Source organism: Faecalibacterium sp. IP-3-29, from assembly GCF_023347335.1.
Lineage (GTDB): Bacteria > Bacillota > Clostridia > Oscillospirales > Ruminococcaceae > Faecalibacterium > Faecalibacterium duncaniae.
Genome location: NZ_CP094471.1, coordinates 428,104 through 445,920, shown reverse-complemented (window position 1 = coordinate 445,920; position 17,817 = coordinate 428,104). Strand labels below are relative to the sequence as shown.

Genomic DNA, 17,817 nt, shown 5'->3' with positions numbered 1-17,817 from the left:
GTGCGGTGGTTTATTTTCTGGTCATTGATGCGGTATTGTTTCTTTCCGCATGGTGCAAGCCGAAACAGTCAAAAATTCTGTTTGGGGCATCAATTTTCATATTGTGGTTTGTGATGGCATTCCGTAATGTAAATCTTGGCGGAAGTGATGCCTATGTGTATCAGCAGTGGTTTTATACTGCGGTTCCAAAATTATCACAATTTGAGTTCAATCCGTTTGTGTTTCAACGAGACATTCAGGCTGAGTGGGGTTTCGGCTGGCTTTTCACATTGCTTGCTTCCTTCATCAAAACCTTTGCAGTTGATTACATCGTATTTCAGGTCTTTTATGTGACACTGAGCTTCCTCCTTCTGGCTGTGATTCTCCATGATATGGAACTCACTGTGCAGGAAAAATCGCTGTTCATGTTTTCCTATCTGTCGCAGCAGATGGTGTGGTTTTTCTGTGTCCTGCTTCGGCAAAATCTTGCAGACCTGCTGGTCTGGTATGTTTTGGAACATCCATTCAAACGCCACCCATGGTTGAAAAAAATTCTGCTCCTCTATCTTGCCACCTTACTGCATACTTCTGCCTATATTGCAATCGCTGTTATTCTTGCCTTGAAAATCATAAAACGGTTCCCGATCAAAAAAGTTGTCTCCGGGGCACTGCTTCTGGGAACAATTTTATTCTTTGCCGGAACAAAAATCATCTCATTTATGCTCGCTTTTATGGCTGCACTTGATCCGCGGTACGGCATGTATCTTAACGCTTCCGGTGAGCGTTCCAACATCGTCAATTTTGCATTGAGAGGTTTTTTTCTGGTTCTGCTGTACCTGGAATACCGGAAGAACGCTTCTCCGGAGGGAAGAAAATATCTTTATATCAGTGCTTTCTGCTTTTTAATTGGTTCTATTCCGCAGGCACTGGCAGTACGGATGACGGAATATTTTGTGATTGCAAATCACTATTCCATTGCCAAGTTCCCAGAACTTTTTGAATCAAAAAGTCGGAAGCTTGCTGCGATATTATGTTTTGCTTTCTTCTTCATGGTTTTTGTGCGATTTGCAAATGTAAATGCAACATTCCTGAAAATATACCAATTTAACTGGAATTAACTACTGGAGGAAAATATGGTCTCAGTCATCATTCCATGCTACAATAGCGAAAAAACAATTGGCTCCTGCCTTGAGAGTATTTTAAATCAAACATATTCTGATATTGAGGTTATTACTGTAGATGATGGTTCCACAGACAAAACCAGTGAAATCATTCAAACTTATTCAGATAGAGACAGTCGTATTCTTTTAATTAGAAAAGAAAATGGTGGTGTATCATCTGCAAGAAATCTTGGAATACATGTGGCTCATGGGGATTGGCTTCTTTTTGTTGATTCAGACGATACTATTTTAAATACGCACATTGAAACATTAATAAAAAATGCAGTTTCACCTAGTAGTATTGTTATTTCCGGGTTCAAAGAAGTGCGAGACGGTAAAATTCTCGATGGAATAAAAATGCCTACAGAAATTTATGAGCCAAAAGATGGCCTAGCCATTGGAATTGGCATGATTCCATACCCGATGAATTATAGGATCGCATTTGCAGGTCCTTGGGCGAAACTTATCCCTAAAAAAATTGTAGTTGAAAACAATATTTTCTTTCCAGAAGATCTTTCTTTGGGTGAGGATACTCTTTTTATTTATGAATGTTACAGCCACTGCGATAAGATCGTTATTGTACATGAGCACTTATATTTATATCATATAATATCTAATTCAGGCTCACTATCTTCTAAAGGTACAGTGGGGATGGAAATGACCATTGAAAGCCAACGAAGGCTTTATGCAAAAAAAGTATCGCTTTTACTGGAAAAAGGTATTTTAGATGACTATCCTCAAATATATCATGGAACATATATAGCTCTTTGGTGGTCTATCCGAAATACTGCATATGGAGAAAGAGTAAAATATTCCGATATCAAGCAGGCCTTTACAAAACTCATATCGGATAAAAATATTCAAACCGGTGCACTTTTTTGCAATCCAGAAGATATCAAAGAACGTGTTATCTGTTACTTGATTCGACACAAGAATATAACCTTTTTATGTTCAACCGTATACATATTGAATTTTTTCTTAGGCAAAAAGAGTTGATTTCTTTTCTTTAGAAAAAATATTTCAGAAAGATTCTTCGAAATCATGAACGAACGAAAAAAAGGCGCAGCATTATCCTACATACAAGTGTTCCTAAGCGTAGTTGTCAGCATGATCTACGTCCCGGTTCTTCTTCACTTTCTTGGACAGAGTGAGTACGGATTATATCAGATCGTCGGCTCATTCTTTTCCTATGTCACCGTTTTTGAATCCTGTGTGTCGGCCGGTATTCTAAGAAACTACTGTAATGCATTGGGGCGCAGCGACCATGAAGAAGCCGCTGTGACTCTGTCGATGGCAAGAAACATCTATCGTTTTCTGGCTCTCATTCTGGATCTGGTCGGAATCGCCGTGGTGTTTGCCTTCCGGAGCTTCTACGCCGGTTCATTCAGTACCTCGGAACTGAACGAAAGCGTTGCCATTCTGATCCTGCTGTTCGTAAATATGACCTTCACCTTGCAGGGTTCGGTTTATCTGACTGTGCTTACCGGGCATGAGAAGTACACCTTTTTGCGGATATTATCCATCCTGATGCAGATCATACAACCGCTTCTGGTCATTTTGTGCGTCAGCCGGATCCCGTATGCGATCACAGTCTCGGTGGTGATCGTCCTTCTGAACCTCCTGACCATTGGAATTCGGTATGGCTATGTGACCCGAAAACTAAAAATCCAGATCACAAAACAGCCCAAAGATTCCCGGATCGTGAAGAGCATCCTCGGCCTTTCTGCGGCCATCCTGCTCGGAAGCATTGCGGATCAGATTTTCTGGAAAACAGATCAGATCATTCTGGGACGAATGTTCAACACCGCAGTCGTTGCAGTTTATTCTGTCGGTGCTCAGATTTACATGATGTATATGCAGTTTGGCACACAGGTCTCAGGTGTTTTCTATCCCAGAGTCAGCGCCTTGTATCAAGAAGAAAACGGTCTGCAGAAAGTATCGGATTTGTTCATCCGGATAGGACGGATCACCTTCTACATCATTCTTCTGGTTTTATCCGGCTTCATCATTTTCGGACGTGAATTTCTGCTGCTGTGGGTCGGAGAAGGCTACGAAGAAGCCTATTGGGTTGCGATCATCGTCATGCTTCCATTTTCCATCGATCTTGCGCAGAATCTCGGGCTTTGCATTCTACAGATCAAGGGACAGTATGGCTTTCGTGCAAAGATTTATTTCCTGAGCGCTGTCCTGAATATTGTAACAACTGTCTTGTTTACAAAATTGATTGGAATTGTAGGTGCCGCACTTTCCACTAGCATTTCGATGTTCCTGACCAGCGGCCTGATCATGAACTGGTACTTTCAAAAACGAGCCGGTCTCGACATCCGGAAATTCTGGAAGGAGACTCTGCCCATTATCATCGCCACACTTTTGCTGACCACTGGGGCGCTCCTGCTCAAGCATTTTCTGGTATCTGAGAGCGCTGGTTCCTTCCTGACGTTCGGGTTGGAAGTTATTCTTTACACCACACTCTACGGCATCGTCATGCTTAAAATCGTGGCAGACCGTTCCGAAAAGGAACAATTTCTTCAAATTGTCACAAGCTTGACCCTCACTCTAAAACGAAAATAAGTGCCCACCTAACGAAACCACATGCTTTTTAACATTGGGGGTTGTAATGCCGGGTGGCATTCGATTTGGACATCTGCCGGATATAGCGATTTTGACCCACCCGGAGCGCCTCAAGCAGATGCAGCCTTGGGGAAATCTCGTCTGGAAAAACTTTGCATAACAACCAAAATGGGGCATCCGATTTAAACGTCGGGTGCCTTTTTTCTTTGTGGCAACGTGTTTTCTCTGAACAGCCACCATATTTTGTCCTGGACTGGGGAGAACAGATAACTCTTCCCTTCAGCCGGAATGACCCCCGGCTCCAGATTTTCAACCACCCCCACCCCACTTCTGACTACCTCTGACTTCCGCCAAACAAAAAGCCAGCATATCATACGCAAATCGTACAATACACTGGCCATTCCGGTTATTCTCTTATCCGGCTTTCTGCGTGAGCCACTTTTCCACTGTCTCCATGCTGAAGTCAATCGCTCTTGCAATCTGCTCTATCGTCAGACCCTGCTCATAGAGGTTCTTCGCCGTCATCTGAGCCTGTTCTTCCCGACCCTCTGCATGACCTTCTGCACGGCCTTCTGCATAGCTTTCATCTCGCAGATCTTCCATCACTTTACACATTTCGCTCACTCCCTTCGGATTTTCCTTCAGATACCGGGTCTTCTCGGCAAGGATCTCAAAATTCATATCATCGGCGCTGGTACAGTTGAAGTCGTGCATCAGCTTGCCAATGTCAGAGTCATCCCGATATTCACCGTTTACATACAGGACTAAACCGGAATGTCCTACTCCATCCGCAGATGCCGCCACACCGCAGAACGACATTACATGATATTCAAAATAAGATGTTCAGATACTTTTCTGCTTCTGTGCGGATAATCTGCAAATCATCTTCATATCCCATGACTTTGCAAATGTAAAAAGCTTCCCGATAGCGTTCGACACTCTCCTCCTTTTTTCCAAGAAAGAAGTCGCATTCAGCTTCGATTTCCAAACACGAGTGAAGCACCTGATAATGTCCATATTTTATACATGCTTCTTTTCCGTATCTTGCCACCTTTGCGCCTTCCTCATACTTTTGCGACAAATCCAACGATCTGGCAAAATTATACAAAACCAAGGGAAGCATCCTGTTTGAAGTAACCGTTTCCGGAAGATGCTTTCTTATATATTGAAGCAGTCGATAGAAAATATCGGCTGCTTTTTCATTGTCACCGCTCAAAGAATACGCATTTCCAATTTGATTGACCAGTTTCATTTCATCCAATGTAAAGAGAAAGTCTTCAATTTTGTCCAGTTGAAAATCCGGTATGGTCATCCGAATGGCTTGCAACAACATTTGAATCCGTTCGTCATTTGAATATCTTTTATCCAATCCTCCCAAAAGGACTTTCGATCGAAGAATAAACTGTTGTGTGATTTGATCATCCGGCTTTGCAATTTTCTCAAGCCGACTTATTTTGTCAAAGCCTTCCTCAACGCACTTTAGCGCATTACAGGAAACAATTTCCTTCTTGAGTGCTTCTATTTCCAGTTCTTCCGGTGTTACCAGCGCATAATATCGGTCATCCGGCAGACCAAGGCGCTGCAGAATCGCATTGATTCGATTTCGGCTGGGGGTCTGTTTTCCGTTTTCAAATCTGGACAATGTAACAGATTCACAAATGCCTGCACAAACCTGCTCCTGTGTCAACCCGAGATCCAAACGCCGCTGGCGGATATACTCCCCCAATTTGTAATTCTGCATTTAGCAATTCCCTCCAAACTTTAGTATTGCCATAATTGTAATATACTAGATTTTGTACATGTGTGCAAGCGTCTCTTATGAAAACCTGTCGTCCCATGTAATTTTTTATTACACCAGACGATATGGTCAATTGAAATCTTTTGTGATAAAATACAGAAACAGCAGATGAAATGCATTCTAAGCTCTTTGACATACGCATGGAGGAAACAATGATACACTATCTGAAAAAGCAATGGAGGCTCAGTACCCTCACCTGCTTGTTTGCCATCATCGCCTATGGTGCTCAGGCTCTGATTCAGCTTGCCTTGATGAAGATTTTTGATGCCGTGGTATTGCTGGATCTGCGGAGTACTATCTTTTGGACGGCAGTTGATCTGACCTGCTGGGGAGGCTATTTTCTTTTTACTGCTTTACAGGAGCATTGTCAGACCAAAACAATTCGCGCTTTGAACAATACGGTGCGAGATGGGCTGTATCACTCCTTCCTGCGCAAGAGCCATACCGATTTTCATCAGTCCGACACCGGAGAATATCTCGCCCGGCTGACCAATGATATGAAGCAATTAGAACAGCTTGCGTGGATCCCCTTCTTCGGCTGTGTAGGCAGAATTGCGCAGATCGTGTTCAGCATTTTGGGACTTGCCTTTTTGCATTGGTCGTTGGTTGTTTTTTCCGTGATCACAGCAGTTGTCCTTTGGCTCTCCCCAAAACTGTTCCAGAAGAAGCTGGAACTACTGGGGCAAAGCTGCGGTGTACAGCAGACTGCCGCCATCAACCATTTGAAAGACCTTCTGACAGGCTTTGACGTACTCCAGTTTTTTGGCAGAGGAAATCTCTTTCTCCAGCAGGGAAATAGGATCAGCGATGACATCGAAAAGCCCAGTTGCCAGCTGAGCTATGGCAAATCTCGCATGGAGGCGTTGATTGGCTTTATCAACGTCGCACTTCAGCTCGGTTCGCTTGTGCTGATTGCTGTGCTGACCAGCATGGGGCTTGTCACCACAGGCACACTTGCAGGTGGTGTCAATCTGATCGGAGGCGTGGCAAACGGCTTTAACAGTTTGGCCGGTTTGCGTCTCTCCCTCTCAGCCAGCAAGCCCTACTTTTGCAAGCTGCCAACGGTCGATACTGATTCCAAATCGGAAGAGATTGCTCCTATGTCACCGCTGAAAGACTCCATTACGGTAGATAGAGTTTCTTTCTGCTATGATGAGAAAAAGCCCATCCTGAAAGATGCCTCCTTCCACTTTGAAAAGGGCAAAAAGTATGCCCTGACAGGACCCTCCGGCTGTGGAAAATCCACTCTGCTCAAGCTGCTTTTGGGCTGGCTGCCGGACTACACCGGTACGATTTCGTTTGACGATGTGGACATTCACACCATTACACCCGCTCAGCTCCAGCAACAGATGAGTTACATTGAGCAGAATGTGTTCCTGTTCAATACTACGATTCGGGAGAACATCACACTGGGTGAAGATTTCTCGGAAGAGCAGCTGCATGCGGCCATTCAGGGCAGTGCCCTTGCCGCAGATTTGGCCGCCATGCCCGATGGCCTTGACACCGTTGTAGGTGAGAATGGCAGTAATCTTTCCGGCGGTCAGAAGCAGCGTGTCGCCATTGCCCGTGCCCTGATTCACAATCGCTCCATCCTGCTGGTAGACGAGGGCACTAGTGCGCTGGATCAGAAAAACGCCGACCTTGTGGAAAAGAGCCTGCTTACCAATCCCGACCTGACACTGATCCTCATCAGCCACCACCTGTCGGCAGCGCGCCGTGCGCAGTTCGACCGTGTGTATGAGCTGGCACCTGTAACACAATGATCGCCCTGTAATTTCCCCTCAAATCATAAATACGCCCTGCATGCCGACCAGTGCCGGTGTGTGGGGCCTTTTGCAGTGAAACCGAAACGCTCCACAAGGCTGCTCATATCCTGACCACCAAGGACAAGCCTGCCGATTGCACGGACGACCCCTTCCTTGTGGAGAAGATGTGTGCCGAGTTGGAGGGCCGATGCATAGTAGTTCAGCGTGGTTGAGGTCTGTGCATGTCCAAGCCGCCCGGAGACCGTTGTGATCGGTACATGTGCCGCAATCAGGATGCTGACATTCGAATGGCGGAGGCTGTGGAAGTGAATTGATGGGAGATCGTGTGCTTCCAGAAACTTCGGAAACCAGGACGAGATGATATCCGGGTCCATCGGCTCTCCATTCCATTTCGTGAATAGCATATCGTTATCCACCACTTTGCCATTTTCCAGTGTGACCTTGCGCACCCACACTGAGCCGATCCGGAACCTCTCTACTTTTTGGTATCGCCGGTACTCCTGCAGCAGTTCCACGCAATCCGCTCCTATGCGCAGGCATCTCTTGCCTCGTCTGGTTTTCGGTGCATTGAACACAAGGCATATCCCGGGGATGGACTGGACTGTCCGCTTGATGGAAAGCGTCCCCTTCTCAAAGTCAATGTCCGACCAGCGAAGGGCACAGATCTCACCCCGCCGGGCACCAAGCAGCAAGGCCAGCTGAGTGATCACGCTGTACTGCGGCGGTGCATCCAAGAGGGCATCCAACAGCTTTGGGATCTCTTCCTCGGTCAGCACCCGAACATCGATTTCCTCGGCTTTGGGGTGTTCTGCACGGGAGCACGGATTTTCGTTGATCAACCCCCACTGAACCCCTTTCTTAAAGATGCTGGAGAGCATGGCCTGGTATCGAATGACGCTGTTGTTGTTCAGCTTCCCGTCCTTTTTGGTATGCTCCACAAACGCCTTTGAGAAGGCCAGCCCCACTGCAGCGGACACCTTTTCCGCCGTCTTTCGGCTCACACTCTTACCCGCATAGACCATCCGCATGGTGTCCTGACCGATCCCGGCCTTTTTCGCCAGTTCACCCCGAGTTCCACGCGGGAGCAGGTTCAGAAGGGCTTTCGTGGCAGTGTAGGTACTGTCCCGGCGGACTCCCCTCTCCTCCAGATTGTTGTAGAACGCCATCACATGCGCCGGCTTGATCTTGGACACCTTGAGATGCCCGAGTCCGGCGCTGATCCGGCCACGCATCCTTCTATAATCGTAGAGCGTCTTGGCCTTCAGCTGCTTGTTGGCGTATTCCTCAAACCAGCGGTCGATCAGGTCATCCAGCAGCATGTCTGAGTCCAGCACGAGGCCGTTCGTGACCTGCTGCGAATCCTCTCTGACCGGCTCTCCCTGTGCGAAGAACTGGGCCAGCGTGTCCATGTTGACCAACCACTTTCGGCTTGAGATGGCCGTATAGCAGATCTTGCCCGTTCGGCAGAGCTTGCGGACATATTCGGGTGTCACGTTGAACCGTGCGGCGGCGTTTTTCACGCTGGCCATAGTGGGATAAGGGTTCAGAACAGTTTAGAGTCCCCTCAGCCCGCCAGATGCCCCCACGTCATTCATTTTTAATTAAATCCTCCGGCAGGTGCTCCGGTATGCGCACAAAGCCCCTTTGAAGCTGTCGCATTTCTGTCGCACTTTTCAAGCCCCGCCGGGCGGATATAACAAAAAGAAACCCACGATCCAAGCCGCATTTGAAACGGTGAATCGTGGGTTTTCCTTTGGTGCGCTCGAGGGAACTCGAATCCCTGGCTCTCTGATTAAAAGAATCCAAGGTGCATCATTCGTCAAATTCCAAAAGTTCGAAGAAGCGCTATTTTTATCGTATCATCGTAAAACACGCCTTTGCACACACCGCATTATTTGCATACAGTGTAATGCTTTGCAACCGTTATCCAGCTATTCAGGTGTGCAAAAAGCGTGCAAAAATGTGCAGACGGGCAAAACAAAGCCCAATGGACAAATCAACCACTGGTTTTATGGCAAGGTTTAGGACATCCGAACAGACACCGTTTGATATAGAAATGAGGTTCACCATGAACAAACTGCTTTCCTGCCGCCATTGAGAAAAAAATCCCCACAGCCACAAAAAGGACTGTGGGGATTGCTTTTATGGTGAAGGAGAAAGAGAATAACGTGTTAACCCTTGTCCGCGCCGGAGGTGATGCCCTCGACGTAGAACTTCTGCATGATGACAAACAGAATGGAGATGGGGATAGACACCAGCACACCGCCTGCACAGAAAAGCGCAAAGTAATTGTTGATCAGGGTCTTTTGCAGCATATTATACAGACCGATAGCCACTGTCCAGTCGGCAGAGACGCCCGAATTCAGGATCATTTTTGCCATCACGAAATCGGTCCATGGAACCATGAAAGAGCTGATGATGGTATAGACCAGGATCGGCTTGGACATGGGCAGAACGACCTGAAAGAACACACGGGCATCGGATGCGCCGTCCAGCTTGGCGGCTTCCCGCAGGGAGATGGGGATGGTATCAAAGAAGCCCTTGCAGATCAGATAGCCCAGACCGGACGAACCGGCATAGACCATGATAAGACCGGCATAGGAGTTGGTCAGATTCAGATATTTCAGGACGAAATAGACGGCGATCATTGCCAGCACGCCGGGGAACAGGTTGACGCTGACAGAAAGGTTCTGGATCAGCTTGCGCCCCTTGAAGCGGCAGCAGCTCAGCGCGTAGGCTACCATCAGCACAAAGCAGGTGGAGATAACGCAGTTGAAACAGGCCACCACAAGGGTGTTGGTAAACCAGCGCGGGAACTGCGCCACAGAGTCCGGGTGGAACAGAATGTTGACATAGTTGCGCAGTGTGTAACTGGCCGGGAAGAACTGTCGCACATTGATGCCCCGGTCTGTGGAGAAGGAAGTGACCAGAAGCCACAGAATGGGTACCAGCCAGATAGCTGACAGCAGGGCCAGCAGCAGATGCCGCAGGATGCTGCGGACTGTGCGGAGGATACGCCCGCGGCGCAGCTGCGCTGCGGTCTCTGCCCGGCGTGCCGGAGAAACAGTTGTCTGTGTCAAGAGAACGTCGCCTCCTTTTTATTGAGGAACCGGAAGCATACCAGCGTGAACACGGCACAGATGATGAACACCATAATGCCAATGACGGCGGCCATCTTGTAGTTGTACTGCTCCTGCGTCAGGCGGAACAGCCATGTGACCAGCAGGTCCACCTCTTTTGCGCTGGAGGAAGCCAGCGCCTGATCCTTGGTGATATAAACGTCCTGTGTGAGCAGGTAGATGACGTTAAAATTGTTGACGTTGCGCACAAAATCCGTTACCAGCGCCGGCCCCTGCACACTGAACAGATAGGGCAGCTTGATGTGGATGAAGCTCTGCCACGGCGAGGCACCGTCGATAGTGGAGGCTTCCAGCATATCGGTGGGAATGTTCATCAGCACACCGGTGGCAATGAGCATCTGGTAGGGCACGCCCACCCAGATGTTGATGAGGATGATCATGAACTTTGCCCAGTGCTGGTCGGTCAGGAAGGGAATGTGGTTCATGTTCTGCCCCAGCAGACCGATGGCCTTTAAAAAATCGGTCACGCCTGCATTGGCCATCATGGTGTTGAAGATGCCGGCGTCCGAGAAGAAGTTGCGCACCAGCAGCAGGGTGACGAACTGCGGCACCGCAATGGTGATGATGAACAATGTGCGCCAGAGCTTTTGGCACTTGGTCTTTTTATTGTTGATGAGCATGGCCAGAAATACGCCGCCGAAGAAGTTGGTGAAGGTGGCAAAGAAGGCCCACACCAACGTCCAGCTGAGCACCCGGCCAAAGGCGTAGCTGAAGGTCAGGCTCAGCGACTGCCCGCCAAACAGAGAAGCAAAGTTAGCCAGCCCCACCCATGTAAACAGGGCGGCGGGAGGCATATGCTGCTGATCGTAGTTGGTAAAGGCAACAGCGATCAAAATGAACAGCGGGATGATGGTGAACACCACCACACCCAGCACCGGAAGGGTGAGCAGGGTAACGTAGAACTTTTCGTTCAGGTACAAGGTGATATCCTGCCGGAAATTGTTGGGCTTTTTGCCAGCGGCCTTCTGCGCCTGTAACGCGTAATTGCTCTGCACCACCAGCATGGCAGCAGCGATCAGCGTTACAATGACCACCAGTGCGATCACGCTGAGCAGCAGGATGGCAAACGAGTTGTCGTAGTTGTTGACCTCGTTCTTTAAGGTAAGGGGGTTGAACTGCATCTCCATCTGCACCGTGCCCAACGTGCCGAACTTTTTCAGCGCAGGAATGCCGGAAGTACCCAGAAAATACAGTCCCAGCCCCTGCACCAGCGTTACCAGCAGTGCCTTGATAAGATGGCCGTGGCCAATGTAGCCCAGACCCCAGACAAAGAGGGACAGCTTTGTAAAAATATCTCCGTGAACAAATGCGTGACCGAACTTCTGAAGGAAATTCGGCTCCCGGCCATCTGCCCGCAAGGGTGGTGTAAGGACCATTTCTGCCACAGAAGTCAACTCCTTTCTTGGTATACAGAGGGGGTTATAGCAAACAGGATGTTAGGTTGACGCCGATTTCTTGTATTGCGATAAAAAGCGGGCACACCGCATTCTGCTGCGTGCCCGCCGGGAAAAACCGGAACTTACTGTGCCACAGGTGCGGTGATGCCGGCCACAGCGTCATCCATCAGCTGCTGCGTGGTCTTGCCCTGCGTGTCGCCGGAGGCGAGGATCTCGCCCAGACTTGCGGCGGAGCTCCAGTAGTTTGCGCCTACCCGCTGCAGGGTAGCGTAGGAGCTCTGCTCAGCCAGTGCGGCAATGGCGGGTGCGGACTGCACAGCCTCGGTGGAGTTTGCGTTGATGTTAGAGGGGCCCAGCTTGCGGTCGTTGAAGCGCTTGATCTGGTTGTCCTCGTTGGTGATGAAGTCGGCCAGCATCATGGCAACGCCCACGTTGGCGCTGTGGGGGTTGACGCCCACCAGCTTGTAGCCGGAGAAGGAGCCCATCTGGACCTGCTCGCCGTTCAGGGTGTAGGTTGGCAGCTTGGTGGCGGCGTAGCCCTCGCCCCAAGCCTCCTCGGCGGTGCTGGCGTTCCATGTGCCGGAGATAGCGGCGCAGCAGCTGCCGTCCTTGATGGCGGAAACAATGTCGGCATCCGCACCGGACTTGAAGCCGGGGTTTACGGCGATATCCAGAATGGCCTGCGTTACGTCTGCGCCGGGAGCCTCGTTCCAGTTGCAGACGGTGTTGATACCGTCATCTGCCAGCGTAGCCACCAGACCGGCACCGGCGTAGAAGCTGTAAATGTACCATGCGTCGTTCACGCTCATCATAAACTTTTTGCCGGCAGCTGCAGCCTTTTCCAGCATGGTGTCCATGCTCTGCACGTCCTCGGCGCTCAGAACGCTTGCATCATAGTACAGGAAGTAGCCGTTGTCGGCGGTCATGGGGTAGGCGTAAAGCTTGTCGTTCATGGTGGCAGCACTCACAGAGCCAGGCAGGTTGCGGCTCTTCACGTCGTCCGGGTTCAGCAGAACCTCCTGCAGCGCACCGGCGTTCACCAGCTCGTTCAGCTGGTCATCGGCAAAGGCGAAAACGTCTGCGGCAGACTCCGGGTCGGCCAGAACAGTGTCCTTTGCGCTGGACTCGGACTGCACGCCGATTTCGATGGTCACGTTGCCCTTATCTGCATTCTGCTCGATGAAAGCATCTGCCATCTCGCGCAGCATGGTCTGATCCTCTTCTGCGCCCCACATGGTCAGCTTCACATCACCCCAGCTCTCCGCAGCAGAGGCAGCCGTACTGGAAGCGGCAGCAGAGGAAGCAGTGCCAGAGGAAGAACCGCCGCAGGCGGTCAGCACACCGGCAGCAGCCATCGTACCCATGGCTGCAAGGAAGTTACGGCGGGAAATCAGCTTTTTCATGATCCAGTTCTCCTTCGTTCTCAATCTGAAATCTTCGACTGCTCTTTGTTGCGCTTATAAGTTGCGCGCATCCAAGCAGCTGTTTTTCTGTACCCATAGGATACCGCATTCTTTTGCTCACGTCAATGGACGAAATTCACGGTATTGTTGAGTCGAAACTGGAAAAAGTGACGGTAAAATCAGGATACATGGGCAAAAGTGCGCAACTTTAGCGCAACCTTTGCCATGCAAAGAGCAAAAATGCCCGCTCCGGGAAAGGAGCAGGCACAAAAAGCGCGTTATTTGATGCTGTGGGAGCGTTCCCTCCACTTGGTAGAATCCCGCAGGATGACCTGATGGCCTTCCAGCTGCCGCATGACGATCTCTTTTCCGGCCAGCCGGTCCAGCAGCATCCGGCAGGCGGTCTTACCCAGCTGCTCTGCATCGTACTGTACCGCCGAGACTGAGGGCGTGATGCTGGCAAGCATGGAACTGTCGTACAGGCTGGCCACTCGCAGATCGTTGGGCACGAGGATATGCCGCGTCCGCAGCTCCCGCATGACCTCAAAGGCGATCTCATCATCGCCGCAAAGGATGCAATCTGCCTTCTGCTCCAGCGCAGCCTCCAGTGCATCGAGCGTCTGCCCGGCAGATTCCACACCGGAATGAACGAGCCGCTGGTCTACTGGCACACCAAATTCCGCGAATCCACGCAGATAACCGCGTATGCGGTCGGTGTTGACGGCGTAGATGGTACTGCCCACCAGCAGCGCGATCCGCTTGGCGCCCAGCTGCAAAAGGATGCGTGTCATCTCGCAGGCAGCCGCGACCTGATCGTTGTCTGCCTGCGGGATGGTCTTGTCCTCGCTGCGTCCGATGAGCACAAAAGGTGTCTTGTATTGCCGCAAAAGTTCGATGCAGGGATCATCCGCCATGGCGTAGGTCAGGATCACGCCGTCCACCTTGTGGTTGGCCAGCTGCCGCTGCAGCTGTGAATACTCGGTGTTGGAGGCGTAGCAAAGCATCAGGTCATAGCCGCGCTGGTCTGCCATGGTGCAGATGCCGCCCATGCACTTGCGCAAAAAGGGCAGATCCAGCGCAATAAACCGCTGCGGTACGACCATGGCAATATTGTTGGTGCGCAGTTTTTCGCCGCTCTGTGCAGAAATAGGCTCGGAGCGGGTACGCCCCATATAGGCGTACACCTTGGTGCGGGTCTCCTCGCTGATGCGTCCCTTTCCGGAAAGTGCACGCGATACCGTTGTTTTAGAAACGCCAAGCGCATCAGCCACCTGCTCGATCGTCATTTTTTCGGTTTCCTTTGCAGCCACAGGATATCCTCTCCTTTTCACAGAACTGCGCAACAATGCGCCACCCCAGCATACCGGGGTAAGCCCGCTTTGTCAAGTATGAAAGCAAACAAAAAGCGTTCTGCTTTTTCGGCAGAACGCTCAAAGGGGAAACTTTTACTTTTTACAGAACCTGCTCGCCGTTTTTCCAGACGGCCGTTCCGTAACGGTTCAGCGCAACACCGCCTACTTCAACCGGATGTTCATTGCAGTTCTGTACAAAGACGAACGTACCGCGCCGCGCGGCCAGAACGCCGTCCGGCAGTGCCTCCGGCCAGGCCGGGTTCAGGCCGACTTCCTTTACAGCGGCACGATAAAATGCGCGATAGAACGCTTCATCGAACCGGCTTGCCAGATAATAGGCACGGCCCTCCCCGTAGGAGTGGACAGCCACCGCCGGGCAGTTTGCATAATAGTCCTCGGCATAGACGCTCAGCGGTGTGGCAGGGTCTGTGCCGTTCAGACTTGCGACCTCGCATAGGACCGAAGCCTGCGTTTCCGGCAAAGTGGAATCGTCCATCGGGGTGCAGCGGCGGGTTTCGCCGTCATACATTCCGTCGATCTCAGTGCGGCGCAGGCCCAGCAGGTCGGTCAAGCCGTAGGGCGTGTCACCCAGACGGCACAAATCGCTTTCATCCACCACACCGGTCCAGTATGTAACCACGACCGTACCGCCATTCTGCGCAAAATCACAGAGTTTTTGGGCAAAGGCATCGGTCAGCAAATAAACCATCGGAACAACGACCAGACCATAACCCGTCAGGTCGGATTCCTGATTCACGAACTCCACCGCAATGCCTTCCCGCGCAAGAGCATTGTAGTGCAGCTTCAGCTCGTCCCAGTAGCCCATCCCGGCATTTCGAGGGCCGCAGGAACCTTCCAATGCCCACTTGTTTTCCCAATCGTGGACGATCGCTGCCTGTTTTGTGCGGCAGACTGTTGCAATCTCTGAGAGCACTTCCAGCTTTTGGCCCACACCGACTGTTTCCCGGAAGGGGCGGGCATCCTCCCGCCCATCGTGGCCAATGACTGCACCGTGGAGCTTTTCTTCCGCACCCCGGCTGGCCCGCCACTGGAAGTAAAGCACACTGTCCGAACCATGTGCAACCGTCTGCAGAGCCGCAAGCTCCGCAATGCCGGGGCGCTTCTGTTTGGAGATCGGCTGCCAGTTGGTAAAGCTGGGGCTGGATTCCATCAGCAGGAAGGGCCTGCCCTTCATGGAGTAATACAGGTCGTGCATCAGGGCCGTATCCAACGCCGTTTCTTCCACCGTTTCGCTGGGCTTGTGCCATGTGGGGTAGTTGTCCCAACTGGCCACGTCGATCTCCTTGGACATTTTGAAATAGTCGATGCCATCAAACCGGTACATCATATTCACGGTGAACTTTGCAACCGGCGCAAATTCTTTCACGGTATCACGCTCAAATTTCAAAAAATCAATATGCCGGTCACTGACAAAGCGCTTCCAGTCCAGCGCAAGACCCTGCACGGCATTTTCCCCCTGCGGGGCAGGGCTTTCGATTTGTTCCCAAGTGGTATAGTCGTGACTCCAGAACCGGGCGTTCCACGCCTTGTTCAAGGCTTCCAAAGAGTTGTACCGTGCCTTGAGCCAGCGGCGGAACGCAGCCTGACACAGCTCGCAATGGCAGTCGCCGCTCATCTCGTTGGAAATATGCCAGAGCAGGACAGCCGGGTCATTGCCGAACCGCTGTGCCAGCTTCTGGTCGATAATGCGGACTTTTTCCCGGTAGACCGGCGATGTATAGCAGTAATTCTGCCGCCGGTTGTACAGCTCCCGGACCCGGTCTGCCCGGACTCGGCGCACCTCGGGGTATTTGTGTGCCATCCAAGCAGGGCGGGCCGCACTGGGCGTTGCAAGGATCGTATAGATTCCATTGGCATACAGGTTATGGATGATGTCAGCCAGCCAATCCAGCTCAAATACCCCCTCCTGCGGTTCCAACGTGGACCATGAGAACACACCCAGCGTCACAGTATTAACGTGTGCCTTTTTCATCAGTTCGATGTCCTGCGCCAGAATATCGGGCCGGTCCAGCCACTGTTCCGGGTTGTAGTCTCCGCCATGAAGTAATCTGAGCTGCTGCATGATAGCGGCCTCCTTTGGTTGCGCAAATTGCGCAACATTTTTATCGGATAAAGTGACGTTCGATACAAAGTATAGCAAGAACCTCCGCAAGATGCAATGCAGCTATATGGAATTTCGTTGTAATAAGCTGAACGTTTGATGCGTAACAAGAAACCATCCATGGATGCTTTGGAAGATTCCACAACGTTCATGTGGGATTTATAGGCAGGTTGTCAAAATGCAGAAATACATTGATTGAACGGGAAAGCACTTGAACGCCATGCTATAAGTCCTACGATCACCGCTTTATCACAATAAAATTTGCAAAACCATCTTGACGCACCTTGTAAACCTTGACACTCTCTGTCACAAATTCCACTGAGCTTGTCGGGGCGAGGCCCGACAAGTTCCGCCACGATGCACAGAATGCAGACAATGCAAGGAAAAACACGGCTTTCCCGCCGGTGTGCAAAAACCGTGCAGAGACCGTGCAGCTTGAGAATAAAAAGAAAATCCCACGAGGAATCTTACGATTCTTCGTGGGATTTTGGTGCGCTCGAGGGAACTCGAATCCCTGGCCCTCTGATTAAAAGAATCCAAGGTGCATCATTCGTCAAATTTCAAAAGTTCGAAGAAGCATTATTTTTATCGCATCATCGCAAAACACGCCTTTGCACACACCGCATTGTTTGCATACAGTGTAATACTTTGCAACCGTTATCCAGCTATTCAGGTGTGCAAAAAGTGTGCAAAAATGTGCAGACGGGCAAAACAAAGCCCAATGGACAAATCAACCACCGGTTTTATGGCAGGGTTTAGGACATCCGAACAGACACCGTTTGATATAGAAATGAGGTTCACCATGAACAAACTGCTTTCCTGCCGCTTCAATATGGACACCAACCGGGTGGAAGCTCGGTTCGAGGATGGCACCACTCTTGCCATCGACTGCATCGCCGTGGAGGACGAGTACGGCAACACCCCTGCACAGCGGGCAGAACTAGACTGGCTGCTGTACAACAAACCACTGGAATATGCACAGCTTGTGCTGAGTGGCGAGATGGAACACTATCTCTCGCTTGGCTGTGAGCACGGCAGGCTGGAAGATTAAGTCCCTATAAAGAACACGGTGCCCACCGACCTATGGTTTGCCATAAGCTGGTAGCATCGCTTCTTATCCATAAGCAAC

General features: G+C 50.6%; 13 protein-coding genes. 5 read left to right on the top strand and 8 right to left on the bottom strand.

Going from position 1 to position 17,817, the window contains the following annotated elements; genetic code table 11:
* Positions 1–5: 5 nt before the first annotated feature.
* Genes MTP40_RS02075 through MTP40_RS02065 form a run of 3 tightly spaced genes read left to right on the top strand, consistent with a single transcriptional unit; the run spans position 6 to position 3,710 of the window.
* Positions 6–1,097 (top strand): EpsG family protein, encoded by a 1,092-nt coding sequence (locus tag MTP40_RS02075; RefSeq protein WP_117476391.1) that lies wholly within the window; start codon positions 6–8, stop codon positions 1,095–1,097.
* A 15-nt stretch (positions 1,098–1,112) separates the two neighbouring features.
* Positions 1,113–2,135, top strand: a complete 1,023-nt coding sequence (locus MTP40_RS02070; protein WP_207684971.1) for a glycosyltransferase family 2 protein — start codon at positions 1,113–1,115, stop codon at positions 2,133–2,135.
* Between the two features lie 45 nt (positions 2,136–2,180).
* Positions 2,181–3,710 (top strand): oligosaccharide flippase family protein, encoded by a 1,530-nt coding sequence (locus MTP40_RS02065; protein WP_207684970.1) that lies wholly within the window; start codon positions 2,181–2,183, stop codon positions 3,708–3,710.
* A gap of 414 nt (positions 3,711–4,124) precedes the next feature.
* On the opposite strand, the gene MTP40_RS02060 is transcribed toward MTP40_RS02065, so the two are convergent.
* Entirely contained in the window at positions 4,125–4,529 is a 405-nt protein-coding gene (locus MTP40_RS02060; RefSeq protein WP_242700955.1) for a hypothetical protein, read from the bottom strand.
* Between the two features lie 10 nt (positions 4,530–4,539).
* A complete protein-coding gene (locus MTP40_RS02055) occupies positions 4,540–5,451 on the bottom strand; it encodes a helix-turn-helix domain-containing protein (RefSeq protein ID WP_154277393.1) in 912 nt (303 codons plus the stop codon).
* A gap of 170 nt (positions 5,452–5,621) precedes the next feature.
* Here MTP40_RS02055 and MTP40_RS02050 point away from each other — a divergent pair, with 170 nt between their 5' ends.
* The gene (locus MTP40_RS02050; RefSeq protein ID WP_249259729.1) at positions 5,622–7,271 is read left to right on the top strand and encodes an ABC transporter ATP-binding protein; all 1,650 of its coding nucleotides are present in this window, start codon (positions 5,622–5,624) and stop codon (positions 7,269–7,271) included.
* 23 nt (positions 7,272–7,294) lie between these two features.
* On the opposite strand, the gene MTP40_RS02045 is transcribed toward MTP40_RS02050, so the two are convergent.
* From MTP40_RS02045 to MTP40_RS02020, 6 genes are all read right to left on the bottom strand, one after another.
* Positions 7,295–8,803 (bottom strand): tyrosine-type recombinase/integrase, encoded by a 1,509-nt coding sequence (locus MTP40_RS02045; protein WP_207684968.1) that lies wholly within the window; start codon positions 8,801–8,803, stop codon positions 7,295–7,297.
* A gap of 642 nt (positions 8,804–9,445) precedes the next feature.
* Positions 9,446–10,354: a sugar ABC transporter permease gene (locus tag MTP40_RS02040; RefSeq protein ID WP_370569206.1), complete on the bottom strand. Its 909-nt coding sequence runs from the start codon at positions 10,352–10,354 to the stop codon at positions 9,446–9,448.
* Entirely contained in the window at positions 10,351–11,790 is a 1,440-nt protein-coding gene (locus MTP40_RS02035) for a carbohydrate ABC transporter permease (protein ID WP_249260080.1), read from the bottom strand. The genes MTP40_RS02040 and MTP40_RS02035 overlap by 4 nt, the downstream gene beginning before the upstream one ends.
* A gap of 143 nt (positions 11,791–11,933) precedes the next feature.
* A complete protein-coding gene (locus MTP40_RS02030) occupies positions 11,934–13,214 on the bottom strand; it encodes an extracellular solute-binding protein (protein ID WP_207684967.1) in 1,281 nt (426 codons plus the stop codon).
* 278 nt (positions 13,215–13,492) lie between these two features.
* On the bottom strand, positions 13,493–14,524 hold the full coding sequence (locus tag MTP40_RS02025; protein WP_207684966.1) for a LacI family DNA-binding transcriptional regulator: 1,032 nt from the start codon (positions 14,522–14,524) through the stop codon (positions 13,493–13,495).
* 142 nt (positions 14,525–14,666) lie between these two features.
* Complete coding sequence (locus MTP40_RS02020) at positions 14,667–16,649, bottom strand: beta-galactosidase (protein WP_249259728.1); 1,983 nt, start codon at positions 16,647–16,649, stop codon at positions 14,667–14,669.
* An 841-nt stretch (positions 16,650–17,490) separates the two neighbouring features.
* Here MTP40_RS02020 and MTP40_RS02015 point away from each other — a divergent pair.
* Positions 17,491–17,739, top strand: a complete 249-nt coding sequence (locus MTP40_RS02015) for a DUF6061 family protein (protein WP_249259727.1) — start codon at positions 17,491–17,493, stop codon at positions 17,737–17,739.
* The last annotated feature ends 78 nt before the right edge of the window (positions 17,740–17,817 follow it).

Coding starts and splice junctions, on each gene's coding strand:
- MTP40_RS02045 (WP_207684968.1), bottom strand. CDS start 8,803: ATGGCCAGCGTGAAAAACGCCGCCGCACGGTTCAACGTGACACCCGAA.
- MTP40_RS02050 (WP_249259729.1), top strand. CDS start 5,622: ATGCATTCTAAGCTCTTTGACATACGCATGGAGGAAACAATGATACAC.
- MTP40_RS02030 (WP_207684967.1), bottom strand. CDS start 13,214: ATGAAAAAGCTGATTTCCCGCCGTAACTTCCTTGCAGCCATGGGTACG.
- MTP40_RS02065 (WP_207684970.1), top strand. CDS start 2,181: ATGAACGAACGAAAAAAAGGCGCAGCATTATCCTACATACAAGTGTTC.
- MTP40_RS02055 (WP_154277393.1), bottom strand. CDS start 5,451: ATGCAGAATTACAAATTGGGGGAGTATATCCGCCAGCGGCGTTTGGAT.
- MTP40_RS02060 (WP_242700955.1), bottom strand. CDS start 4,529: ATGTCGTTCTGCGGTGTGGCGGCATCTGCGGATGGAGTAGGACATTCC.
- MTP40_RS02035 (WP_249260080.1), bottom strand. CDS start 11,790: ATGGTCCTTACACCACCCTTGCGGGCAGATGGCCGGGAGCCGAATTTC.
- MTP40_RS02015 (WP_249259727.1), top strand. CDS start 17,491: ATGAACAAACTGCTTTCCTGCCGCTTCAATATGGACACCAACCGGGTG.
- MTP40_RS02020 (WP_249259728.1), bottom strand. CDS start 16,649: ATGCAGCAGCTCAGATTACTTCATGGCGGAGACTACAACCCGGAACAG.
- MTP40_RS02070 (WP_207684971.1), top strand. CDS start 1,113: ATGGTCTCAGTCATCATTCCATGCTACAATAGCGAAAAAACAATTGGC.